This is a genomic window from Pseudomonas sp. A6 (genome assembly GCF_052367875.1).
GTDB classification, from domain to species: Bacteria; Pseudomonadota; Gammaproteobacteria; order Pseudomonadales; family Pseudomonadaceae; genus Pseudomonas; species Pseudomonas citronellolis.
Window position 1 is genome coordinate 2,118,008 of the sequence record NZ_CP198970.1, and the last position, 22,511, is coordinate 2,140,518.

Here is a 22,511-nt window from a genome sequence, read left to right on the forward strand (position 1 = left end):
GATTTCGTGAGCAAGCCAAGCATGACCCTCCCCGGGCTGTTGCTGTGCGCCCTGGCGGGATGCGCCAACGACCCGCTTCCCAACGAGCAGATGCGCCTCACCGAGCAGGCCCTGGACCAGGCCCGGGCGGTCGGCGCCACGGACGAGGTGGCCGAGTTCAAGCTGGCCGAGGACAAGTACCAGGCTGCCCGCGAAGCCATGGCCGGCGCCGCCAACAAGCGCGCCCGGCAGCTCGCCGAGCAGGCCGAGCTGGACGCGCGCCTGGCCGAGGCCAAGGTGCTGACCGGCAAGAGCGCCGCGCAACTGGCCGAGCAGGGCAAGAGCATCCAGCGCCTGCGCCGCCAGCTGGGGGAGGTGAAATGAGCCTGCGCCAGTTGATGCCGTTCGGCCTCGTCGCCGCCGCCCTGGCCCTGGTGGGCTGCACCCACGGGCAGGTCGCCGAGCAATCCCTGGAGCGCGCGCACAGCGAGTTCCAGGCGGTCAAGGACGACACCGGCGTGCTGCACAGCGCGCCGCGCGACGTGATCCGCGCCGGCGAGTCGCTGGCCCGCGCCGAGCGCCTGTCCAGCTACTGGGGCAGCAACGACGACGTGCTGCAGTACGCCTACCTCAGCCAGCGCTACAGCGAGATCGCCCGCGAGCGCAGCAACCTGACGCTGAACCAGGAGCGCCTGGCCCGCCAGCAGCTCGACCGCGAGCGCCTGCAGCTGGCCCTGCGCGAGGCCAAGCTGGCCAGCGTGCAGGAGCAGAGCAAGTGGCTGGAAGAGCAGATGGTCAGCCTGGCCACCGACCAGACCGAGCGCGGCCTGGTGCTGACCCTCGGCGACGTGCTGTTCGACAGCGGCGAGTCCGACCTCAAGCCCGCCGCCAACCGCACCGTGCTCAAGCTGGTGCAGTTCCTCCAGCTCAACCCGCGGCGGATGATCCGCATCGAGGGCTACACCGACAACCAGGGCGACGAGCAGGAGAACCAGCAGTTGTCCCGGGACCGCGCCCAGGCGGTGGCCGACGTGCTCACCGACCTCGGCGTGGACGCCAAGCGCATCCAGGTGCAGGGCTTCGGCGAGGCCTACCCGGTGGCGGACAACGCCTCGTCCCTGGGCCGCGCGCAGAACCGCCGCGTGGAAATCGTCTTCTCCGACGACAAGGGCCAGCTCGGCGCCCAGCGCTGAGCCCCCGGCGCCGGGCGGGCCGGCCCGGCGCTGCTAACCTGTTGGCAGGGCGGCATCTCGAAGCTGTTCGAGGGTCGCCTTGGCGAAAATACGCCGATGGGACCACCCCACTCCGGGGCGTCCGCCAGCAGGAACCCGCAATGCCCTTCAAACGTGAAACTCTCAAAGCCCTCGTCGCCGATGCCCAGCCGCTGACCGGCTGGGGGTTGCAGCGCTACCTGGCCGACCAGGGCCAGGTGCAGGTGCTGGACTGGGTCACCGATACAGATTCGTTGCTGCGCCAGTTGAGCGAACGCCCCGACCTCGATCTGCTGATCACCGAGATGGCCTTGCCCGGCTCGCGCGGGCGCGATGGCGTGCACTTGCTCGAATGGCTGCAGCGCAACTACCCGCAGCTCAAGGTGCTGGTCTACTCGGTGTCGGGGGCGCCGCTGATGGCGCGGGCCTCGCTCAAGTGCGGCGCCAGCGCCTATGTCTGCAAGCGCAGCCCGTTGTCGGTACTGGACGAGGCGGTGACGCGGATTCGCCAGGGGCTGACCTACACCGACCCCACCCTGCGCCCGCAGCGCCATACCGGCCAGCCGCTGAGCCCCACCGAGATCGACATCCTGCTCCGCCTGTCCCATGGCGCCACGGTAGGCGAGATCGCCGAGCGCACCAGCCGCAGCGTTTCCACCATCAGCACCCACAAGCGCAACGCCATGAGGAAGCTGGGCGTGACCAACGACGCGCAACTGGTGATCGCCGGCATGCTGGACTGGCTCGGCGAGTTCTGAGGCGCTCTGGCGCGCGGCCTGCGCCGATCATCGGCGGCGGGCTGTATCGGTATGTTTCCCTGCTACTGTTCTGGAACAGTTTCGAGTTTTTGGCTACTGTTTCGGTCCAATGCCCGAGGGATCGCCGCCATGAGCAATCTGCTTCTGTACCAACGCATCGCCCAGCAACTCGCCGAGGACATCCGCCGCGGCGTCTACCAGCCGGGCGAGCGCGTGCCCTCGGTACGCAAGCTGAGCACCCAGCTCAACGTCAGCCACGCCACCGTGCTGCAGGCCTACGCCACCCTGGAGGACCAGGGGCTGATCCGCGCGCGCCCGCAGTCCGGCTTCTACGTGCACCACACCCCGGCGCTGACCGCCTCGACCCCGGACATCGCGCGGGTCGAGCGCCCCGGCCTGGTGACCCGCAGCAGCATCATCAACCAGGTGCTGGCCGAGGCGCGCCGCGAGGGCGTGTTCCCCCTGGGCGCGGCGGTGCCGCACGTGGACTACCTGCCGGTGCGCGCGCTGCACCAGCAACTGGCCAAGGTCACCCGCTTCTCCAGCCCGCGGGCCTTCAGCTACATGTTCAGCCCCGGCTACGAGCCGCTGCGCCGCCAGGTGGCGATCCGCATGCGCGACGCCGGCGTGGTGGTCGATCCCAGCCAGGTGACCATCACCCACGGTTGCGTGGACGCCATCCACATGGCGCTGCGGGTGATGACCCGCCCCGGCGACCTGATCGCCACCGAGTCGCCCAGCTACTACGGCCTGCTGCAACTGGCCGACATCCTCGGCCTGAAGGTCATCGAGATCCCCAGCGACCCGCTCACCGGCATCAGCCTGGAAGCCCTGCAGCTGGCCGCCAACCAGTGGCCGATCAAGGCCCTGGTGCTGACCGCGCGGCTGTCCAACCCACTGGGCGGGACCATCCCCGAGGAGCGCCAGAAGCAACTGCTCAAGCTCACTTCCGAGCACAACATCGGGGTGATCGAGGACGACATCTACGGCGAACTGATGTTCGACGAGGGCCAGACCAAGTCACTCAAGGCCCACGACCGCGAGGGCAGGGTGGTGTACTGCTCGAGCTTCTCCAAGACCATCTCGCCGGGGGTGCGCATCGGCTGGATCATCGCCGAGCGCTACCAGGAGGAAATCCGCCGCCTGCAGACCTTCACCACCCACTCGGCGTGCACGGTGACGCAGATGGGCGTGGCCGCCTACCTGGAGAACGGCGGCTACGACCGCCACCTGCGCTACATCCGCCAGGAGTACCGCAAGAACATGACCGCCTACCAGCTGGCGGTGCAGCAGTACTTCCCCGAAGGCACGCAGATGACCCGGCCCAAGGGCGGCTTCATCCTCTGGGTCAGCCTGCCGGCCAAGGTGAACACCAAGGAACTGCACGTGCGCGCGCTGGAGCAGGGCATCAGCATCGCCCCGGGGCTGATCTTCAGCAACACCGAGCAGTTCAACAACTGCCTGCGCCTGACCTGCGGCATCCCGTGGAACCGCGAGGCGGAGCGGGCGATCATGACCCTCGGCATGCTGGCCTGCCAGCTGTGCCAGGAGGAGCAGATCGCTGCCTGATGCACCTGGGGTTGAATAGCGTTGATGTTTAACCCGTTTTGGCTGACGGCCTCGTCTGAAGGTTTGACTCCTTCACCGAGGCCGCCGTCATGTCGTTTCCCGTCACTTCCTTTCGTCCCGTCGCCATCGGCCTGCTGCTGGCCGTGGGCGGCTGTGGCCAGTCCACCCAGCAGCAGGCCGCCCAGCCTTCGATGACGAAACAGGCGCCGCTCGCCGACCTGGCCGCCAAGAGCGAGGCCCGCCGTGCTGCCATGCCGGCCGCCGCGCCGATGCTGGAAAGCTACGCCCTGCCCGTGGCGCCCGAGCCGTTGCCGGCCGGCTATCGCGACCAGGACCGCGAGCAATACCAGAAGCTGGCGCAGAACCCGGTGCACAGCGTCGCCGAGGCGCCGGTGTCGACCTTCAGCATCGACGTGGACACCGGCAGCTACGCCAACGTCCGCCGCCTGCTCAACGAGGGCCGCCTGCCGCCCCAGGGCGCGGTGCGCCTGGAAGAGATGCTCAACTACTTCCCCTATGCCTACGCGCCGCCCAGCGACGACAGCCCCTTCGGCATCACCACCGAGCTGGCGCCCACGCCGTGGAACCCCCACACCCGGCTGCTGCGCATCGGCATCAAGGCTTCCGAGCGCAGCGTCGAGCAACTGCCGCCGGCCAACCTGGTGTTCCTGGTGGACGTCTCCGGCTCCATGGACCGCCGCGAAGGCCTGCCGCTGGTGAAGGGCACCCTCAAGCTGCTGGTGGACCAGTTGCGGCCGCAGGACAAGGTGTCGCTGGTGGTCTATGCCGGCGAATCGCGGGTGGTGCTGGAACCCACTTCCGGCAAGGACAAGGCGAAGATCCGCGCCGCCATCGAGCAATTGCAGGCCGGTGGCTCCACCGCTGGCGCGGCAGGCATCGAACTGGCCTACCGCATGGCGCAGCAGGGCTTCATCGACAAGGGCATCAACCGCATCCTGCTGGCCACCGACGGCGACTTCAACGTCGGCGTCAGCGACTTCGAGACGCTCAAGGCCATGGCCGCCGAGAAGCGCCGCAGCGGGGTGTCGCTGACCACCTTGGGCTTCGGCGTGGACAACTACAACGAGCGCCTGATGGAACAGCTGGCCGACGCCGGCGACGGCAACTACGCCTACATCGACAACCTGCGCGAGGCGCGCAAGGTGCTGGTGGAACAGCTCAGCTCGACCCTCGCGGTGCTGGCGAAGAACGTGAAGCTCCAGCTGGAGTTCAACCCGGCGCAGGTCAGCGAGTACCGCCTGCTGGGCTACGAGAACCGCGCTCTGAAGCGCGAGGATTTCAACAACGACCAGGTCGATGCCGGCGAGATCGGCGCCGGGCATACGGTCACCGCGCTCTACGAGATCGTCCCGAAAGGGCAGAAGGGCTGGCTCGAGCCGCTGCGCTACCAGGCCGAGGCCAAGCCCGCCGGCAAGGGCGACGAACTGGCCTGGCTGCGGGTGCGCTGGCAGAAGCCGGAGGGCGGGCCCAGCCAGCTCGTCGAACGCCCGATAGCTACAACCGGCGCTACCGATCTGGCCCGGGCCAGCGACGACCTGCGCTTCGCCGCGGCGGTGGCGGCCTTCGCCCAGCAACTCGACGGCGCGCGCTACACCGGCGGCTTCGACCTGGGCGATACTCTGGCCCTGGCCCGAAGCGCGCGCGGCGAGGACCCGTTCGGCCTGCGCGGTGAATTCCTCCAGCTCGTCGAGCTGGCGCGCAGCCTGCAAACCCCCTTGGCACGGAACCCCTGACTTGACCACGGACGAAGACGACGCCGCGCTGCTGCGGCGCTACCGCAAAGGCGATGCCGAGGCCTTCGCCACGCTCTACGCGCGCCATCGCCTGGGCCTGTACCGCTTCCTCTGCGGCCTGGGCGGCGACGTCGCGCAGGCCGAGGAAGTGTTCCAGGAAACCTGGCTGAGCCTGATCCGCAGCGACAGCGAGCCCCAGGGCCGGGCCAGCTTCCGCACCTGGCTGTACCGGATCGCCCGCAACCGGCTGATCGACCACTGGCGGCGCAACGGCCGGCGCAGCGCGCAGCACGAGACTTTCGACGAACAGATACATGGCGAAGCGCTGCCCGGCGAGGCCGAGGACCCGCTGCGGCAACTGAGCCTGAGCCGCGACCGCGAGCGCCTGCAGCAGGCCTTGGAGGTATTGCCCGGCGAGCAGCGCGAAGTGTTCCTGCTGCGCGCCCACGGCGACCTGGAGCTGCAGGAGATCGCCGAACTGACCCGCACGCCCGCCGAGACGGTGAAGAGCCGCCTGCGCTACGCGTTGCAGAAACTGCGCCGGTTGCTCGCCGACCCGGCGGCGACCCAGGAGGTATCCCCATGACCCGCCATCCGCAGCGGCCGGACGCCGAGGAAGCCGAGCTGCTCGAGCATTTCCGCCGGCACGGCGGCGAGCAGCCCCCGGCTCAGCTGGACGCCCGCATCCTGGCCGCGGCCCGCGCCGCCGTGCAACCACGCGCGAGTGCCTGGCAGCACCTGGGCCGCTGGCTGTTTGGCCGGCCGCAGCGCTGGTCGGTGGCCCTGGCCGGGGTGGCGACCCTCGGCATCGGCCTGAGCCTGGCCTTGCGCACCTTCGAAGAAGCCCCGCACTACGATGCCGTCGCACCGGCCATGGCCCCGGCGCCCAAGGCCGAATCCATGGCCCGCTCCGCCCGCCAGGCCGCCCCGGCGCTGTACTCGGCGCCGGCCGCCCCCGCCGCGGCGCCGGCTCCGCAGCTGGAGCAACGCAAGCAGATGGCGGAAAGCGCGGTAGCCGCCGACGCGGCCGCGCCCATGGCCAAGCGCAGCGCCGAGCCGGTCCCGGCGGAACCGCAGGCCAGCCTGCGGCGCCTGGCCGAGTTGCAACGGCAGGGCGACCAGGCGGCCGCCAAGAGTCTGCGCGAGGACCTGCAGCGGCGCTATCCGCGACTGGATATCGACGCCGAGCTGCGGCGCCTGGAGGCCCGCCCTTGAGAGCCTGAGCGCGTCTATCGGAATTGCCTTCGGATTGATCTGAGCCTCTTGTCTTACAGATCAACTAAGGCGAGGATGACGCGCCCCTGGCCATTTGCCTGCCCCGTGATGTTGCGACGCTTCGTTCTGCTGACCCTCCTGCCGCTGTTGCTGAGCGCCTGCGGCGATGCCGACAAGACGCCACCGGCCAAGGCCGAGGCGCCCGCGGTGGCGCCTGCCGCCCCGGCGGAAAAGGCCCCGCCGCCCGAACCCGCGGCGCAGCCCAGGCCGGCGCCCGCCGCCAGCGCGAAGCCGGCCGCGCCCAAGGCGGAACTGGGCAAGCCCCTGGCCCCCGAGCGCCTGCCGGTGGCCGACGCCAAGCCGAAGAAAGCCGCCGAACCCAGCGTGAACAAGCCGCTGCCGCCCTCCAAGCTCGACCTGCGCCTGCCCAGGGACGTGCTGCACGGCCTGGAACCGGGCCGCGCCCTGCGCGAGGACCTGGACAAGCCGCTGCTGCCGCCGATGTTCGAGGAGAAGGAGAGCCCGTTCCAGGTGGGTGGCCGGTTGATCCAGCGGGAGCGGGGGGAGCGTAGCGATCCCAGTGATGACAGCTGGCATTCGGAGATTCGTGGGGCGGAGGTGCAGTTTCAGTTTCGCAATTGAGTTGGGGGGCTTTTCGTAGGAGCGAGCTTGCTCGCGAATGGTGTTTCCCGGCGGTTCTGGTGCTGGGCCTGGAGAGCGCCCTCTCCCTAACCCTCTCCCTGTGTATGGACCGGAGACATGGTAGACACCTGTTCGGAGACAAGGTGAACAGATTAGGGAAGCCGTTTGCCAGCGATGCATAGCTGCTCGCGCAGGTCGATCCTGGCAATACGGTGCGTGCTCCAGTACACGTTGTACTGTCCCTCTTCGGTAGTCGGCCGTATCGCGACCGACTCACCGATGAATGCCTTGCCTACCTGGTACGGCCGCCCCTGACAGTAAATTTCACCTTTGCCCTGGACCTTGCGCACCAGGTCCAGCTCATCGTACTGCGGAGCGGGTGGATGCTCCTGATATTCAAGCGGGCTCGGTTGATAACGCTGTTGCGGAACCTGCATGTCCAGTGCCTGGTGCGGACGCTGCTGATTGTAAAGCCCGCGCCAACGATCAAACGCCGCCTGGGCGTGGATCAAGTCATCAAAAACTCGTCCTTGCAGCAATTCGACCTTGAGCGTGCGGTGGAAGCGCTCGTCCTTGCCTTGGGTTTGCGGGTGGTAAGGGCTGGAGTGGCTGGTCCGGATACCCTGGCGCATCAACCAGACCTCCAGGGCCGTGTAATGGGCTTCGGTATCACCCCAGGGGCTGCCATTGTCCATGGTCATACGCCGCGGTAGCCCATAGCGCCTGAAGGTCGCGATGAGGTGGGCCTGCACGGTTTCCCGTCGCTCATCGCTACAACCCTGTAGGCATAGGGCATAGCGGGAGTGGTCATCAAGGATCGTCAGGGGATAGCAACGCCCTTTGGCGAGGGGAAAGTGCCCCTTGAAGTCCATCTGCCACAGATCGTTCGGGGCAACATGTTCGAAGCGTTGCCACGGCTGGCAGCGCTCGCCAGCCTCCGGTTGAATGCAGCCATGGCGGAGCAGGATCGCATGCACAGTGCTTACCGCTGGAGCATCCACCCCCTGATTGAGCAAGAGCTGCCGCAACTTGCGTGCGCCCCAGCTCGGATGCTCCTGGCGCAGAGCCACGACGTGCGCTTCGAGATCTTCCGGCGAACGGCCCGGAGAGCGCTTTGGACGTCGTGAGCGATCCTCCAGCCCCTCGCCCGCCTGACCTCGCTTCAGCCATTTGTAACCGGTATTCGGACTGATTCCGAAGCGCCGGCAAAGCTGGCGGAGGTTGGCACCCGGCGTGCTGGCCAAGGCAACGAATTCCTCGCGTACCTGCATTTTGGACACCTCCTGCCAGGGCATCTCACGCTCCTCATGCGTTTCGATGCCTCAGCATGATGTGTTCGCCATGTCTCCGAACACCTGTTCACCATGTCTCCGGTCCATACACCCTGAAGGGAGAGGGGACCGTTGGGCATAGGCTGACGTTCTGGAGTCAGCCGGCAGCATCGAAAGTTACTGGCTGAAACCTGGCCTCCTCTCGGCACGGACAAGCCCCCTCTCCCTTCAGGGAGAGGGTTGGGGAGAGGGGACGGACTTCGACATCGCTCCGGAGTGGGGCTTGACTCGGTTGTTCGCGAGCAAGCTCGCTCCTACGAAAGAAAGAAAAGCCCGTCAGAACCGATGTTCCCCGCGCTGGATCGCCCCGAACACCTCCTCATCCAGCAGCCGATAATCCACTTCCCCCGGCAACCGCACGAACAGCGCCTCGCCAACCTGCCGCGGATCGAACCCGGCGCTCTTCAGGTCCGCCTTCTTGTACTTGAAGGTCCCCGTGGTCTCCACCTGCTGCAGAAGCCGCAGGAACAGCGGCACGGCGTAGGCCGGCAGCTCGCGGTCCAGGTGTTCGGCCAGGGCCTGGCCGTCCAGCGCCTGGCCGGGCGCCAGGCGTAGTGCGGCCATGCCGCAGCGGCCGTCGGTGCCGGGGATCTCCACGCCGTAGACCACCGCGTCTTCCACGCCGGGGAAGGCGCCGAGGACGTTTTCCACCTCGGTGGTGGAGACGTTCTCGCCCTTCCAGCGGAAGGTGTCGCCCAGGCGGTCGACGAACTGGGTGTGCTTGAAGCCCAGGTCGCGCATCAGGTCGCCGGTGTTGAACCAGGCGTCGCCCTTCTTGAACACGTCGCGGTAGATCACCGCCTGGGTCTTGGCCGGGTCGGTGTAGCCGTCGAACGGCCACTTGTCGCTGATCTCGCTGATCAGCAGGCCCGACTCGCCCTTGCCGACCTTCTCCATGAAGCCCTTGGCATCGCGCAGCGGGCGGTCGTTCTCCAGGTCGTAGCGGACGATGGCGTAGGTGGCCGGGGAGAAGCCCACGGTGTTGTCGAAGTTGAAGACGTTGGTGAAGCCGATGTTGCCTTCGCTGGCGGCATAGAACTCGGTGATGCGCTCGATGCCGAAGCGCGCCTTGAACTCGCCCCAGATGGACGGGCGCAGGCCGTTGCCGATCATGCAGGTCAGGCTGTTGTCGCGCTCTTCCTCGCAGGCCGCCTGGTTGAGCAGGTAGCGGCACAGTTCGCCGATATAGCCGAAGCAGGTCGCGTTGTAATGGCGCACATCCTTCCAGAACGCCTTGGCGGAGAACTTGCGGCGCAGGGCGATGGCTGCGCCGCCGGCCAGCACCGCGCTCCAGCACACGGTGACGGCGTTGTTGTGGTAGCAGGGCAGGGTCAGGTAGAGCACGTCTTCGCGGCCCAGGCCCAGGCCGGAGTGGCCGAAGCCGCCGTAGGCCTTGATCCAGCGCCCGTGGCTCATGATCGAGGCCTTCGGCAGGCCGGTGGTGCCGGAGGTGTAGATGTAGAAGCAGGCGTCCTTCAGGCGCACCTGGGTGGTCTCGGCCAGGTTGTTGGAGGCCTGGGACTGCGCCAGGCGCATCAGGTTGGCCCAGCCCGCCGGGGCCTGGCCGGGGTCGCGCAGGGTATCGTCGTCGGCCACCCAGTACAGGCGTTCGGCGCCGCCCTGCAGGTTGGCGCGGACTTCGTCGAAGGCCTCGCGCAGTTCCTCGCCGACCACGAAGTGGCCGGGGCTGACCAGGTTCAGGCTGTGGGCCAGCACCTGGCCGCGCTGGGTGGTGTTGATCAGCGCGCCCACGGCGCCGAGCTTGGCCAGGGCGGCGAGGGTCACCAGCAGTTCGGCGCGGTTCTCCAGCATCACCGCGACCACGCTGCCGTGCTTCACGCCCTCGGCCTGGAAGGCGCGCGCCAGGCGGTTGGCCCAGCCGTTGAACAGGGCGTAGGACAGGCGCCGCGGGCCTTCCAGCAGGGCCGGGGCGTCCGGGTACAGGCGCGCCGCGCGCTCCAGGGCCCAGCCCAGGGACAGGTTCTTCTCGCGGTTGCGGATGCCGGTGTAGTAGAGCCCGCGCAGCATGCGCGGCACGCGCCCGAGGGTGGCGGGCAGGTGGGCGATGAAGCGGGTGGGGGTGATCAGGTCGGCATGGCTCATTGACGCGGGCCCTTGTTGTCGTTGTTGTCTGGCGTGTGCACGCCCGTTCGACTCTAGGACGCTGGCGAGGCTGGGGCTATGACCTTGGCGCGCGCGCCGCCGGGCAGTTCGGCAAACCGGGCAGGGCTCTTCGTAGGAGCGAGCTTGCTCGCGAACGAGTCCGGCTGCGGAATCGGTTCGCGAGCAAGCTCGCTCCTACAGGGACGGCACGCAGCCTCAATCCAGGAACAGATCGGGCACCAGTGGCCCGCCTTGAGGATCGAAGCGGTATTGCTCGAAGTCGCTCACGCCCTGTTCGCGGAGGATGTCTTCGTCGATCAGCAGGCGCCCGCTGATGCTGCGGCCCGTGCTGTCGAGAATGGCGTGGGCGGCGTCGGCCATGATCGCCGGGGTGCGGGCGCGCTTGAAGGCGTCGCGGCTGCCCAGTTCGAACTCGATGGCGGCGGTGGCGATCATGGTCTTCGGCCACAGGGCGTTGACGCTGATGCCGTACTTCCTGAACTCCTCGTGCATGCCGAGGGTGAGCATGCTCATGCCGTACTTGGTGACGGTGTAGGGGCCGTGCTGGGCGAACCATTTTTCCGCCAGGTTCAGCGGCGGCGACAGGCTGAGGATATGGCCCTGGCTCTGCTTCAGGTAGGGCAGGGCGGCCTGGCTGCAGACCATCACCGCGCGGGTGTTGATCTGGAACATCAGGTCGAAGCGCTTGGGCTCCAGGCGCTCCACGCCCACCAGCTTGATGGCGCCGGCGTTGTTGACCAGCCCGTCGATGCCGCCGAAATGCTCTGCGGCGCGGGCCATGGCCTCGCGCACGGCATTCTCGTCGCGCACGTCCAGTTGCAGGGCCAGGGCCTTGCCGCCGGCGGCCTCGACTTCCTCGGCGACGCTGTGGATGGTGCCGGCCAGCTTGGGATGGGGTTCGGCGCTTTTCGCCGCGATCACGACATTGGCGCCGTCGCGCGCGGCGCGCAGGGCGATCTCGCGGCCGATTCCGCGGCTGGCGCCGGTGATGAAGAGGGTCTTGGCATTCAGGGACATGGTTTGGCTCCGTGTTCTTGTTGTGTTCGGACTGCACCTGTAGGAGCGAGCTTGCTCGCGAATGGGGTTTCCCGGCGGTTCTGGTGCGTTGGGTTGACTCCGTTCCCTCTCCCCAGCCCTCTCCCTGAAGGGAGAGGGGGCTTGTCCGTGCCGAGAGGAGGTGTGGTTTCAGCCGGAAACCAACGGCGCTGCCGGCTGACTCCAGAACACCCAGCCCTGCCCAACGGTCCCCTCTCCCTTCAGGGAGAGGGTTAGGGAGAGGGCGCTCTTCAGGCCCAGCACCGAAGCCACCAGCAGAACCCCCATTCGCGAGTAAGCTCGCTCCTACGAAAAGCGTTTCAGGCCTCCTCGGCCTCGACCTCCACCAGCAGTTGGCGGCTCTTGACCTGTTCGCCCTTGCTCACCTGGATGCGGCGGATAATGCCGTCGACCCCGGCCTTGAGCGGATGTTCCATTTTCATCGCCTCCAGCACGAGCAGCAGCTGACCCTTGCTGACCCGCGCGCCTTCGCTGACCAGCACGTCGACGATGGCGCCGTCCATCGGCGCCTTGACCGTGCCGGACGCCGCGCCGCCCTGGGCGCCGGCGGGCTCGTGGGTGATGTCGCGCAGTTCCAGGTTGCCGCCGGCGCCATACAGCCAGATGCGTTCGCCTTGGGTGTGATGGGCGATGCGCCGGCGGATGCCGTCGATCTCCGCCACGACCCAGCGCTCGTCGATGGCGATCAGCCACAGCGCCACCACCGATTCGCCGATGTAGGCCAGCAGCTTGGGCTGCGCGCCGGGCTCCAGCACATCCAGCTCCACCGCGTGCTTCTGCTCGCCGTCGTGCAACTGGTAGCGCCAGGGCAGGCTGCCGGCGTTGCGCCAGCCGACCAGGCCGCCCTGGTGCGCGCGGGCGCTGGCCGAGGCCTGGTAGAGCAGGGCGGCGGCCAGGGCCAGTTCGCTGGGCTGCGGCGCTTGCGGGCGCAGGCTGGGGTCGTCGGCGAAGTGTTCGGCGATGAATGCCGTGGTGGCGTTGCCGGCGGCGAACTCGGGGTGCCGGAGCAGGTTGGCGAGGAAGCGCTGGTTGGCCTTCACGCCGAGCAGCACGCAATCCTCCACGGCGCGAACCAGCTTGCGCCGGGCCTCGTCGCGGGTGGCGCCATAGGCGATCACCTTGGCCAGCATGGGGTCGTAGAAGGGCGTCACCGCCTGGCCTTCCACCAGGCCGTGGTCGATGCGGATGCCGTCCAGCAGTGGCGGCTCCCAGCGCAGCACTTCGCCGGTCTGCGGCAGGAAGCCGTTGCCGGCGTCCTCGGCGTACAGGCGCACCTCGATGGCGTGGCCGCGCAGCGGGATTTCCTCCTGCTTCAGCGGCAGTGGCCGGCCCTCGGCCACGCGGACCTGCCAGGCCACCAGGTCCTGGCCGGTGACCAGTTCGGTGACCGGGTGCTCGACCTGCAGGCGGGTGTTCATCTCCAGGAAGTAGAAGGCGCCGCTGGCGTCCAGCAGGAACTCCACGGTGCCGGCGCCGACGTAGTTCACCCGCGCCGCCGCCTTCACCGCCGCCTCGCCCATGGCCTGGCGCAGTTCGGCGCCGAGCACCGGGCAGGGCGCTTCTTCGATGACCTTCTGGTGGCGGCGCTGCACCGAGCAGTCGCGCTCGCCGAGGTAGACGAGGTTGCCGTGGCTGTCGCCGAACACCTGGATTTCCACGTGGCGTGGGCGGATCACCGCCTTCTCCAGGATCAGTTCGTCGCTGCCGAAGGCGTTCAGGGCCTCGGAGCGCGCGGTGCGCAGTTGCGCGGCCAGCTCGTCGGCCGCCTGCACCAGGCGCATGCCGCGACCGCCGCCGCCGGCGCTGGCCTTGATCATCAGCGGGTAGCCGATGCGCTCGGCCTCGCGGGCCAGGGTGGCGTCGTCCTGCGCGGCGCCTTCGTAGCCGGGGATGCAGGGCACGCCGGCTTCGAGCATGGCCAGCTTGGACAGGCGCTTGCTGCCCATCAGGTGGATGGCCTCCACGCTGGGGCCGATGAAGACGATGCCGGCGGCCTCGCAGGCGCGGGCGAACTCGGCGTTCTCCGAGAGGAAGCCGTAGCCGGGGTGCACGGCGCCGGCGCCTGTGCGCTGAGCTGCGTCGAGGATGGCCGCGGCCTTCAGGTAGGACTGGCCGACCGGCGCCGGGCCGATGCACACGGCCTCGTCGGCCAGTTGCACGTGGCGCGCCTCGGCGTCGGCCTCGCTGTACACCGCCACCGTGCGGTAGCCCAGGGCCTGGGCGGTGCGGATCACCCGGCAGGCGATCTCGCCGCGGTTGGCGATGAGGATCTTGTCGAAGCTGGGCATGGATGTGCTCCTGCTGGCTTGGGTGCTGGTCGTGGGTTCCCGCGTTCGCGGGAATGACGGAGGCGTTCCGTCATCCTCGCGAACGCGGTGATCCAGCGACTACTGTGCCCAGTTGGGTTTGCGTTTCTGCACGAAGGCCAGGGTGCCTTCGGCGCCTTCCGCGCCGGTCACGGCGGCGGCGAACTGTTTTGCAGCCTCGTCCAGCAACGGGCCCAGGGCCTCGGTCTCGGTGGCCAGCAGCAGCGCCTTGGTCTGCGCATTGGCGCCGGGGGCGCAGCGGCGCACCTGCTCCAGGCATTCCGCCAGGCGCTGGCCGAGCGCATCGGCGCTGGCTTCGCTGAAGTGCACCAGGCCCAGGCGCAGCGCCTCGCGGCCGTCGAAGCGGGCGGCGCTGAGCGCCAGGCGGCGGGCCTGGGTCAGGCCGATGCGCTTGACCACGAAGGGGGCGATCTGCGCCGGCAGGATGCCCAGGCTGGTTTCCGGCAGGCCGAACTGGGCGCCGTCGGCGGCGATGGCGATGTCCGACACGCAGGCCAGGCCGAAGCCGCCGCCGAGCACCGCGCCTTCCAGCACGGCGACCAGCACCTGCGGCTGCGCCTGGGCCTCTTCCAGCAGGCCGCCGAAGGCGCGGTTCAGCGCGGCGTAGGCGTCCGGGCCGGCGGCGCGGGCGCCGGCCATGTCCTTGATGTCGCCGCCGGCGCAGAAGTGCCCGCCGGCGCCGCGCAGGACGATGGCGCGCACTTCGCGTTCATCGCGCACCGCGGCCAGCACCGCGCGCAGTTCGCCGACCATGGCCAGGCTCATGGCGTTGCGGCTGTCCGGGCGGTCGAGGGTGACGTGCAGCACGCCGCCATCGCGTTCCAGCAGCAGGGTTTCGCAGTTCGGCAATTCGCTCATGCCGGAAATCCTCGTCGATTCATCGTCTTTTCTTTTCGTAGGAGCGAGCTTGCTCGCGAACGCTTCCGCAGCGGGGCTGGTTCGCGAGCAAGCTCGCTCCTACGAGGGCGAAAGCGCTCAGCTCTTTTTCTTGCCCGGGAGGGTGCCCATCAGCTTGCAGATGATGCCGAGCATGATCTCGTCGGCGCCGCCGCCGATGGACACCAGGCGGGTGTCGCGGTAGGCGCGGGAGATCGGGTTCTCCCACATGAAGCCCTGGCCGCCCCAGTACTGCAGGCAGGCGTCGGTGACCTCGCGGGCCAGGCGGCCGACCTTGAGCTTGGCCATGGAGGCCAGGCGGGTCACGTCCCTGCCGCGGATGTACTGTTCGGTGGCCTGGTAGGTGAGGGCGCGCAGGCACTCGATCTCGGTCATCAGCTCGGCCATGCGGAAGTGGATGACCTGGTTGTCGATCAACGCCTGGCCGAAGGTCTTGCGCTCCTTGCAGTAGTCGATGGTGGCGTTGACGCAGTACTCCATGCCCTTGATCCCGCTGGCCGCGCCGAACAGGCGCTCCTCCTGGAACTGCAGCATCTGCATCATGAAGCCCGCGCCCTCGGCGCCGATACGGTTGCGCTGCGGCACGCGCACGTCGTCGAAGAACACCTGGGCGGTCTCCGAGCTGCGCATGCCGAGCTTGTCCAGGTGCGGGCTGACGCTGATGCCCTTGCTCTTCATCGGCACCATGATCAGCGACTTGTTGACGTGGGGCTTGTCGTCGGAGGTGTTGGCCAGCAGGCAGATGAAGTCGGCCGACGGCGAGTTGGTGATCCACATCTTGCTGCCGTTGATCACGTAGTCGTCGCCATCCTTGCGCGCGGTGGTCTTCAGCCCGGCCACGTCGGAACCGGCGCCGACCTCGGAGACGCCGATGCAGCCGACCATCTCGCCGGCGATGGCCGGACGCAGGAATTCCTCGCGCAGCTCGTCGGAGCCGAAGCGGGCCAGGGCCGGGGTGCACATGTCGGTCTGCACGCCGATGGACATGGGCACGCCGCCGCAGTGGATGGTGCCGAACTCTTCGGCGGCGACCACCGAGTAGCTGTAGTCCAGGCCCATGCCGCCGAATTTCTCCGGCTTGGAGATGCCCAGCAGGCCGAGGGCGCCGGCTTTCTTGAACACTTCATGGATGGGGAAGCGGCCGTCCTTTTCCCACTGGTCGACGTAGGGGTTGATCTCCTTGTCGACGAAGTTGCGGACGGTGCGGCGGAGTTCTTCGTGTTCCTGGGTGAAGAGCATTTGTTGTTTTCCTCCTGAGCCTTGGGTGTTCACTTCCCTTTCCCCTCTCCCCAACCCTCTCCCTGAAGGGAGAGGGGGCTGTTCGGAGCGGGCGGGAAGTTCGCTTTACGCCGGATCGCTTTGGCACCCTCTCCCTGGGAGAGGGCGCCTGTATCAGAACCTCGCTACCCCGAAACTGTTGCCCTTGAGCGGTCGCACCGCCGCCTCCGCGCAGATGTCCAGCAGATAGCCCAGCAGCCGGCGGCTGTCGCGCGGGTCGATCAGCCCGTCGTCCCACAGGCTGGCCGTGCCGTAGAGCGCGGTGGACTGGGCGTCGAGCTTCTGCGCGGTCATCTGTTCGAGCATGTCGAGCATCTTCGCGTCGGCCTCCTTGCCCTCCTTGGCGTGCTTTTCCTCGGTGACGATGCGCAGCACCTTGCCGGCCTGGGCGCCGCCCATCACCGCGGTGCGGCTGTTCGGCCAGGCGAAGATGAAGCGCGGGTCCAGGCCGCGGCCGCACATGGCGTAGTTGCCGGCGCCGTAGGAGCCGCCGACCACCAGGGTGAGCTTGGGCACCGTGGCGTTGGCCACCGCCTGGATCATCTTCGAGCCGTGCTTGATCACGCCCAGGCGCTCGGACTCGGTGCCGACCATGAAGCCGGTGGTGTTGTGCAGGAACAGGATCGGCGTGTTGCTCTGCTCGCACAGCTGGATGAACTGCGCCGCCTTGGCCGCGCCCTGCGGGGTGATCGGGCCGTTGTTGCCGATCAGGCCGCAGGCGTGGCCTTCGATGTGCAGGTGGCCGCAGACGGTCTGGGCGTCGAATTCGTTCTTGAAGGCGAGGAAGCGCGAACCGTCGGCGATGCGCGCGATGATCTCGCGCACGTCGTAGGGCTTGCGGGCGTCCGCCGGGACCACGCCGAGCAGTTCCTCGGCCGGGTACAGCGGCTCGTCCCACTGCCTTGCCGGGCGCGCCGGCAGCTGGGCGTTCCACGGCAGGGCGGCGAGAATCTCGCGGGCCAGGCGTACGCCGTCGGCGTCGTTCTCGGCCAGGTACTCGGCGGTGCCGGCGACCTGGGCGTGCAGCTCGGCGCCGCCCAGTTCCTCGTCCGTGGCCACCTCGCCGGTGGCGGCCTTGAGCAGCGGCGGGCCGGCGAGGAACATCTTGGCCTTGCCGCGCACCACCACCACGTAGTCCGACAGCCCCGGCTGGTAGGCGCCGCCGGCGGTGCTGGAGCCGTGCACCACGGTGACCTGGGGAATGCCGGCGGCCGACAGCCGCGCCTGGTTGGCGAAGCCACGGGCGCCTTCGACGAAGATTTCCGCCGCGTAGTTGAGGTTGGCGCCGCCGCTCTCGGTGAGGGCGATCAGCGGCAGCTTGTTCTCCAGCGCCACCTGCTGCAGGCGCAGGGTCTTCTTCAGCCCGGTGGGCGAGATGGTGCCGCCCTTGATCGCGCTGTTGCTGGCGCTGACCAGGCAGCGCACCCCGGCCACGTAGCCGATGCCGGAGATGATGCCGCCGCCGGCCTGGGTGCCGTCCTTGTCGTCGTGCAGCTTGTAGCCGGCCAGGGAGCAGAGTTCGAGGAAGGGCGCGCCGGGGTCGAGCAGCAGGTTCAGGCGCTCGCGCGGCAGCAGCTGGCCGCGCTTGTCGAACTTCGGCTTGGCCTCGGCGGCCTTGTCCAGCACCTTCTGCTCGACCTCGCGGAAGCTCGCCACGGCGGCCAGCATGGCCTCGCGGTTGCGGGCGAAGTCCTCGCCCTGGGTGTCGATTTCCGACTGGATCAGCGGCATGGCTTACTCCTGGTCCTTCAGCACGTCGGGCAGGTAGGCGCGGTGGAAGCCGTTGTAGGAACGGCTCTGCCCGGGCTTGCCCTTGCTCAGCGGGAAGGCGCGGCTGCCCTGGCTGGCGGCACCATCGATACGGATCGTGTTGCCGCTGATGAAGGCGGCGCCGGGGGAGAGCAGGAAGACGATGGCGGAGGCCACTTCCGATTCGGTGCCGATGCGCTTGAGCGGCACGTGCTCGCGCAGGGTCGGGATCACCGCCTTGAAGGCGCCCTCGTAGGTGTCCATGCCGCTGGAGGCGATCCAGCCCGGCGCCACCGCGTTGACCCGCACCCCGGCGTGACCCCACTCCACGGCGGCGGTCTTGGTGAAGTTCTCCATGCCCGCGCGGGCGGCGCCGGAGTGGCCCATGCCGGGCATGCCGCCCCACATGTCGGCGAGCATGTTGACGATGCTGCCGCCGTGCTTGCTCATGCTCTGGTTGAACACTTCGCGGGCCATGAGGAAGCCGCCCACCAGGTTGGTGCGCACCACCGCCTCGAAGCCCTTGAGGTTGATCGAGGCCAGCGGCGCGGGGTATTGGCCGCCGGCGTTGTTGACCAGGTGCCGGATCGGCCCGCGCTCGGCGAGCACCTGCGCCACCAGCGCCTTCACCGCCTCCTCGTCGCGGATGTCGCAGCTGTGCCAGCTGGCGCTGCCGCCGTCCTCGACGATCTCGCCGGCGGTCTTCTCCAGCTTCTCGGCCTTGCGCCCGACCAGCACCACGTGGGCGCCCAGGGCCGCCAGCTCATGGGCGGTGCAGCGGCCGATGCCGCTGCCGCCGCCGGTGACGATTACAGTCTGGCCGGCGAACAGGCCGGGCTTGAAGATCGAGTCGTATGCCATTGTTCTTGTCGTCCTGCTCAAGCGTTTGTTCTTGTCGTAGAAGAGCTGAGTTCATCGGCGATGTGTTTTGGCACCGCCACCGGGAATTCCAGCAACTGCTGGGCGAAGGCCTTGCCCTGCGGGTCGATGCGCAGGCTGGCCACGCCGCCGCCGCCCAGGGCGTGCTCCAGCAGGAAGTTCAGGCTGTGGCTGGCCGGCAGGTACCAGCGGCTGACGCGGCCCAGCTGCGGGTCCAGCACGTGCTGCATCCACTCGGCCACCGCGCCTTCGCTCAGCGCCTCGGCGATCCACGGCAGGTATTCGGGCTTGCGCGCCATCACGCCGATGTTGCTGTGGTCGCCCTTGTCGCCGGAGCGCGCCACCGCCAGCTTCACCAGCGCCACGCTGGCCGTGGCCTGGCCGTTGGCGGCAGGGGCTTGCGCGGCCTCGGCCAGGTCCGCCGGGTCGAAGTGCTCCAGCTGCGGCAGGACGACGGCATGGCTGTCCTCGCCGATGCGCACCGCCAGTTGGCAGCGCGCCTTGTCCACCAGGAAGGAGAACAGGCGGATCACCGGGTAAACCGTGGGCCGCCCGCCGACGATGCCGGTCAGGCCCGGGGCCATGCCGGTGGCGGCCTGGGCGATTTCGCGGGAGAACAGCACCAGCGCCTCCTTGCGGGCGTGGCGCACGGCGAGCTTGACCACGATCTCGCGGCTGTCCTGGCGGCGGCCGTGGGGGCCGTAGGTGGCTTCGCTGCCGAGCAGCTCGATGCTCGTTTCGCGGTAGGGGCCCCAGCCGCGTTCGGCGAACATCTCCTCGGTCCTGGCGATGATCGCCCGGCTCACGCGCTCGGCCTTCTTCACTGCGTCGATGCCGGCGATCAGGCAACTGGCGGTGCAGCGGAAGCCGTCGGGGTAGGTGGCGCTGACCTTGTACTGGCCGGTGGGCGGCAGGCCGCGGGCGCCGCTGAGGGCGACGCGGTCGGCGCCGGCCTGGCGCAACTGCACGCCGGTGAAGTCGCAGACCACGTCGGGCAGCAGGTAGGCGCGCGGGTCGCCGATCTCGTAGAGCATCTGCTCGCCGACGCTCAGCGGGGTGACCAGGCCGCCGGTGCCCTGCGGCTTGGTGACCACGAAGTCGCCGCTGGCCTGCACTTCGACGATGGGGAAGCCGATGTGCTCGTAGTCCGGCACGCTTTCCCAGTCGGTGAAGTTGCCGCCGGTGCACTGCGCGCCGCATTCGATGATGTGCCCGGCCAGCGCGGCCTGGGCCAGTTTGTCGTAGTCGTTCCAGGCCCAGCCGAACTCGTGCACCAGGGCGGCGCTGACCACCGCGCTGTCCACCACGCGGCCGGTGATGACGATGTCCGCGCCCAGCGCCAGCGCTTCGACTATGCCGGGCGCGCCCAGGTAGGCGTTCATCGATACGCACATCGGCGGCAGCGGGGCGCCGCTGAACATTTCCACGGTCCCGGCCTTGGCCAGTTCGCCGGCCTGGGGCTGCAGGTTGTCGCCTTCCAGCACGGCGATCTTCAGCTGCACCCCGGCCTTCTCGCAGGCGGCCGCCAGGGCCTTGGCGCAGGCCTGCGGGTTGACCCCGCCGGCATTGCTGATGACGCGGACGCGCTTGCCGGCGATCTCGCCCAGCAGCGGCGCCAGCACTTCGACGAAGTCGGTGGCGTAGCCCGCCTCGGGGTTCTTCAGGCGCGCGCCGGCCATGATCGACAGGGTGATTTCGGCCAGGTAGTCGAACACCAGGTAGTCCAGCTCCGCGCCCTTCACCAGCTGGGCGGCGGCGCTGCAGGTGTCGCCCCAGAAAGCCGAGGCGCAGCCGATGCGTACGGTCTTGGTCATTGTTCTGCCCGTGACGGTCGAGAGGTGTTTCGACATTACCAAGCAAGCGCTTGGTTGAAAAGAGGGCATAAGCGCCAGACAACCCAACCAAGTGATGGCCAAGCGCTTGCTTGGTTGCCGCCGCAGGCATACATTTCACCTGTATGCACAAGTACTTGCGTGGCGATCATGGAATCGCCCTGAACAGTGGCGGCCGGATGGCGGACGAGGGGAGAGCAGAGCGTGGATGACCAGAAAGCGCGCGAAGTGATGCTGGAGCTGGTGGCGAACGGGCAGGTCACCGACCCGGAGAGCGCCCGCGGCAAGCTGCTGCAGACCGCCGCCCACCTGTTCCGCGCCAAGGGCTACGAACGCACCACGGTGCGCGACCTGGCCGGCGCCGTGGGCATCCAGTCCGGCAGCATCTTCCACCACTTCAAGAGCAAGGACGAAATCCTGCGCTCGGTGATGGAGGAGACCATCCTCTACAACACCGCGCTGATGCGCGCCGCCCTGGCCGACGCCGAGGACCTGCGCGAGCGCCTGCTGGCGCTGATCCGCTGCGAGCTGCAATCGATCATGGGCGGCACCGGCGAGGCCATGGCGGTGCTGGTCTACGAGTGGCGCTCGCTGTCGCCGGAGGGCCAGGCCTACATCCTCGGCCTGCGCGACATCTACGAGCAGATGTGGCTGGACGTGCTCGGCGAGGCGCGCGCCGCCGGCTACTGCGAGGGCGACCCGTTCATCCTGCGGCGTTTCCTCACCGGCGCGCTGTCCTGGACCATGACCTGGTTCCGCCAGGACGGCAGCATGACCCTCGACGACCTGGCCGAGCAGGCCCTGCTGCTGGTCTACAAGGCCGCCTGATCAGCCCAGGCCCAGGTGCAGCGGGTAGCTCAGCAGCAGCAGGTGCACGCTGTTGACCACCCCGTGCAGGAGGATGGGCACCAGCATGCGCCCGCTGAAGTGCAGCGCCAGGCCGTAGCCGAGCCCGGCGATGCCGGCCACCACGGCGAACTGGCCGCTGAAGGGCAGGTGCGCCAGGCCGAACAGCAGGCTGCTGACAATGATCCCGGCGGGGGCGCCCAGGCGCTCCACCAGCGAGGTCTGCAGCAGGCCGCGGAAGATCAGTTCCTCGGTCAGGGCGATCACCGCGAAATTCACCAATAGCCAGATCCACAGGCCGTCGGGCCATTTCGGCCGCCACACCACCAGGCCCAGGGCGGTGGCCAGCAGCGGCACGGCGAACAGGGTGGCGACCACGGTGATGCCGGCATAGTCCGGCGAGGCCCCCGCCAGCGGCGGCCGGCGCAGCCACCAGGCGAGCAGGGTGACGCCGGCCAGCGCCTTGTCCCAGGACAGGCGCAGCGCGTAGGCCGGGGCGTCGGCGGAGAGCTGCCGCGGCGGCCAGAGCGTCCACGACTGGGTGCCGGGCAGCAGGTGCGCGGCCAGGGCGAAGCTCGCCAGCAGGCACACCGGCCACCAGAGCAGCCAGGGCAGGCGTTGTTCGCCGTAGAGTGTCCAGGCGACGAAGAGTGCGCCTATCAAGAGCCCCAGGGGTTGGACGAATCCGAGGGCGAAACCGCCGAGCAGGAGCAACCCTGGCAGCAGCGGGAGTAGCTTCCTGAGCATCGTGTCCTCCATCCACCGGCCGCAGTCTAGGCAATTCGCCCAGCCTGATCCATGCCTGCGGCGGTGAATGAGGGAAATGACCTCGGGCGCCGGGGCGGCCGGCGGCGCTCAGCGCTTGTCGTCGCGGGCGTCCTGGGCGTCCATTTCGGCGTTGCGCTGATGGATGCGCTTGAGCTGCTCCTCGGTCAGCGGCAGCTTGCGGGCGCTGTCGCGCAGCAACAACAGGCCGCCGAGGATGGAGCCCAGGGCGAGGACGATGATCAACCAGGCGTACCAGGGCATGGCGTTCTCCTTGGGATGCGAGCTTTCACCATAAA

General features: G+C 68.5%; 20 protein-coding genes. 9 read left to right on the forward strand and 11 right to left on the reverse strand.

Annotated elements, in window-relative coordinates:
* Positions 1 to 21: 21 nt before the first annotated feature.
* The 8 genes from ACTWJ5_RS09625 (at position 22) to ACTWJ5_RS09660 (ending at position 7,128) form a co-directional block, all read left to right on the forward strand.
* Positions 22 to 363 carry a DUF4398 domain-containing protein gene (locus ACTWJ5_RS09625; RefSeq protein ID WP_074979810.1) on the forward strand — a complete coding sequence of 114 codons (342 nt, stop codon included), beginning with the start codon at positions 22 to 24 and terminating at the stop codon, positions 361 to 363.
* Positions 360 to 1,172, forward strand: coding sequence for an OmpA family protein (locus ACTWJ5_RS09630; RefSeq protein ID WP_444438317.1), 813 nt, complete (start codon positions 360 to 362; stop codon positions 1,170 to 1,172). Before ACTWJ5_RS09625 ends, ACTWJ5_RS09630 begins: the two co-directional genes overlap by 4 nt.
* A 140-nt stretch (positions 1,173 to 1,312) precedes the next feature.
* Positions 1,313 to 1,948, forward strand: coding sequence for a response regulator transcription factor (locus ACTWJ5_RS09635; RefSeq protein ID WP_074979806.1), 636 nt, complete (start codon positions 1,313 to 1,315; stop codon positions 1,946 to 1,948).
* Positions 1,949 to 2,077: 129 nt separating this feature from the next.
* On the forward strand, positions 2,078 to 3,517 hold the full coding sequence (locus ACTWJ5_RS09640) for an aminotransferase-like domain-containing protein (protein ID WP_043267229.1): 1,440 nt from the start codon (positions 2,078 to 2,080) through the stop codon (positions 3,515 to 3,517).
* An 89-nt stretch (positions 3,518 to 3,606) separates the two neighbouring features.
* Positions 3,607 to 5,271, forward strand: coding sequence for a vWA domain-containing protein (locus tag ACTWJ5_RS09645; RefSeq protein ID WP_444438319.1), 1,665 nt, complete (start codon positions 3,607 to 3,609; stop codon positions 5,269 to 5,271).
* Between the two features lies 1 nt (position 5,272).
* Positions 5,273 to 5,857, forward strand: a complete 585-nt coding sequence (locus ACTWJ5_RS09650) for an RNA polymerase sigma factor (protein ID WP_116424847.1) — start codon at positions 5,273 to 5,275, stop codon at positions 5,855 to 5,857.
* A complete protein-coding gene (locus ACTWJ5_RS09655) occupies positions 5,854 to 6,486 on the forward strand; it encodes a hypothetical protein (protein WP_116424846.1) in 633 nt (210 codons plus the stop codon). Before ACTWJ5_RS09650 ends, ACTWJ5_RS09655 begins: the two co-directional genes overlap by 4 nt.
* 108 nt (positions 6,487 to 6,594) lie before the next feature.
* Positions 6,595 to 7,128, forward strand: coding sequence for a hypothetical protein (locus tag ACTWJ5_RS09660; RefSeq protein ID WP_258872501.1), 534 nt, complete (start codon positions 6,595 to 6,597; stop codon positions 7,126 to 7,128).
* A gap of 152 nt (positions 7,129 to 7,280) precedes the next feature.
* On the opposite strand, the gene ACTWJ5_RS09665 is transcribed toward ACTWJ5_RS09660, so the two are convergent.
* The 9 genes from ACTWJ5_RS09665 to ACTWJ5_RS09705 all read right to left on the reverse strand — a co-directional run bounded on the left by ACTWJ5_RS09665 (position 7,281) and on the right by ACTWJ5_RS09705 (position 20,583).
* Positions 7,281 to 8,423 carry an IS481 family transposase gene (locus ACTWJ5_RS09665; RefSeq protein ID WP_444436198.1) on the reverse strand — a complete coding sequence of 381 codons (1,143 nt, stop codon included), beginning with the start codon at positions 8,421 to 8,423 and terminating at the stop codon, positions 7,281 to 7,283.
* Between the two features lie 312 nt (positions 8,424 to 8,735).
* Positions 8,736 to 10,562 (reverse strand): long-chain-acyl-CoA synthetase, encoded by a 1,827-nt coding sequence (locus tag ACTWJ5_RS09670; RefSeq protein WP_444438322.1) that lies wholly within the window; start codon positions 10,560 to 10,562, stop codon positions 8,736 to 8,738.
* 216 nt (positions 10,563 to 10,778) lie between these two features.
* Positions 10,779 to 11,600: an SDR family oxidoreductase gene (locus tag ACTWJ5_RS09675; RefSeq protein ID WP_253409952.1), complete on the reverse strand. Its 822-nt coding sequence runs from the start codon at positions 11,598 to 11,600 to the stop codon at positions 10,779 to 10,781.
* A 338-nt stretch (positions 11,601 to 11,938) separates the two neighbouring features.
* Positions 11,939 to 13,927 carry a geranyl-CoA carboxylase subunit apha gene (gene atuF / locus ACTWJ5_RS09680; RefSeq protein WP_444438325.1) on the reverse strand — a complete coding sequence of 663 codons (1,989 nt, stop codon included), beginning with the start codon at positions 13,925 to 13,927 and terminating at the stop codon, positions 11,939 to 11,941.
* A 99-nt stretch (positions 13,928 to 14,026) separates the two neighbouring features.
* The gene (gene atuE / locus ACTWJ5_RS09685; RefSeq protein ID WP_253409947.1) at positions 14,027 to 14,824 is read right to left on the reverse strand and encodes an isohexenylglutaconyl-CoA hydratase; all 798 of its coding nucleotides are present in this window, start codon (positions 14,822 to 14,824) and stop codon (positions 14,027 to 14,029) included.
* A 117-nt stretch (positions 14,825 to 14,941) separates the two neighbouring features.
* Positions 14,942 to 16,102 (reverse strand): citronellyl-CoA dehydrogenase, encoded by a 1,161-nt coding sequence (gene atuD / locus ACTWJ5_RS09690; RefSeq protein WP_444438327.1) that lies wholly within the window; start codon positions 16,100 to 16,102, stop codon positions 14,942 to 14,944.
* 153 nt (positions 16,103 to 16,255) lie between these two features.
* Positions 16,256 to 17,872: a geranyl-CoA carboxylase subunit beta gene (gene atuC / locus ACTWJ5_RS09695; protein WP_444438329.1), complete on the reverse strand. Its 1,617-nt coding sequence runs from the start codon at positions 17,870 to 17,872 to the stop codon at positions 16,256 to 16,258.
* Positions 17,873 to 17,875: 3 nt separating this feature from the next.
* Complete coding sequence (locus tag ACTWJ5_RS09700) at positions 17,876 to 18,751, reverse strand: SDR family oxidoreductase (RefSeq protein ID WP_444438331.1); 876 nt, start codon at positions 18,749 to 18,751, stop codon at positions 17,876 to 17,878.
* A gap of 17 nt (positions 18,752 to 18,768) precedes the next feature.
* The gene (locus ACTWJ5_RS09705; protein WP_444438333.1) at positions 18,769 to 20,583 is read right to left on the reverse strand and encodes an acyclic terpene utilization AtuA family protein; all 1,815 of its coding nucleotides are present in this window, start codon (positions 20,581 to 20,583) and stop codon (positions 18,769 to 18,771) included.
* Between the two features lie 222 nt (positions 20,584 to 20,805).
* On the opposite strand from ACTWJ5_RS09705, the gene ACTWJ5_RS09710 reads away from it, so the two are divergent.
* Positions 20,806 to 21,429 (forward strand): TetR/AcrR family transcriptional regulator, encoded by a 624-nt coding sequence (locus ACTWJ5_RS09710; RefSeq protein ID WP_009621522.1) that lies wholly within the window; start codon positions 20,806 to 20,808, stop codon positions 21,427 to 21,429.
* Here ACTWJ5_RS09710 and ACTWJ5_RS09715 read toward each other — a convergent pair whose 3' ends face one another.
* Complete coding sequence (locus tag ACTWJ5_RS09715) at positions 21,430 to 22,194, reverse strand: CPBP family intramembrane glutamic endopeptidase (RefSeq protein ID WP_009621524.1); 765 nt, start codon at positions 22,192 to 22,194, stop codon at positions 21,430 to 21,432.
* A gap of 108 nt (positions 22,195 to 22,302) precedes the next feature.
* Entirely contained in the window at positions 22,303 to 22,476 is a 174-nt protein-coding gene (locus ACTWJ5_RS09720; RefSeq protein ID WP_074979780.1) for a DUF2897 family protein, read from the reverse strand.
* Between the last annotated feature and the right edge of the window lie 35 nt (positions 22,477 to 22,511).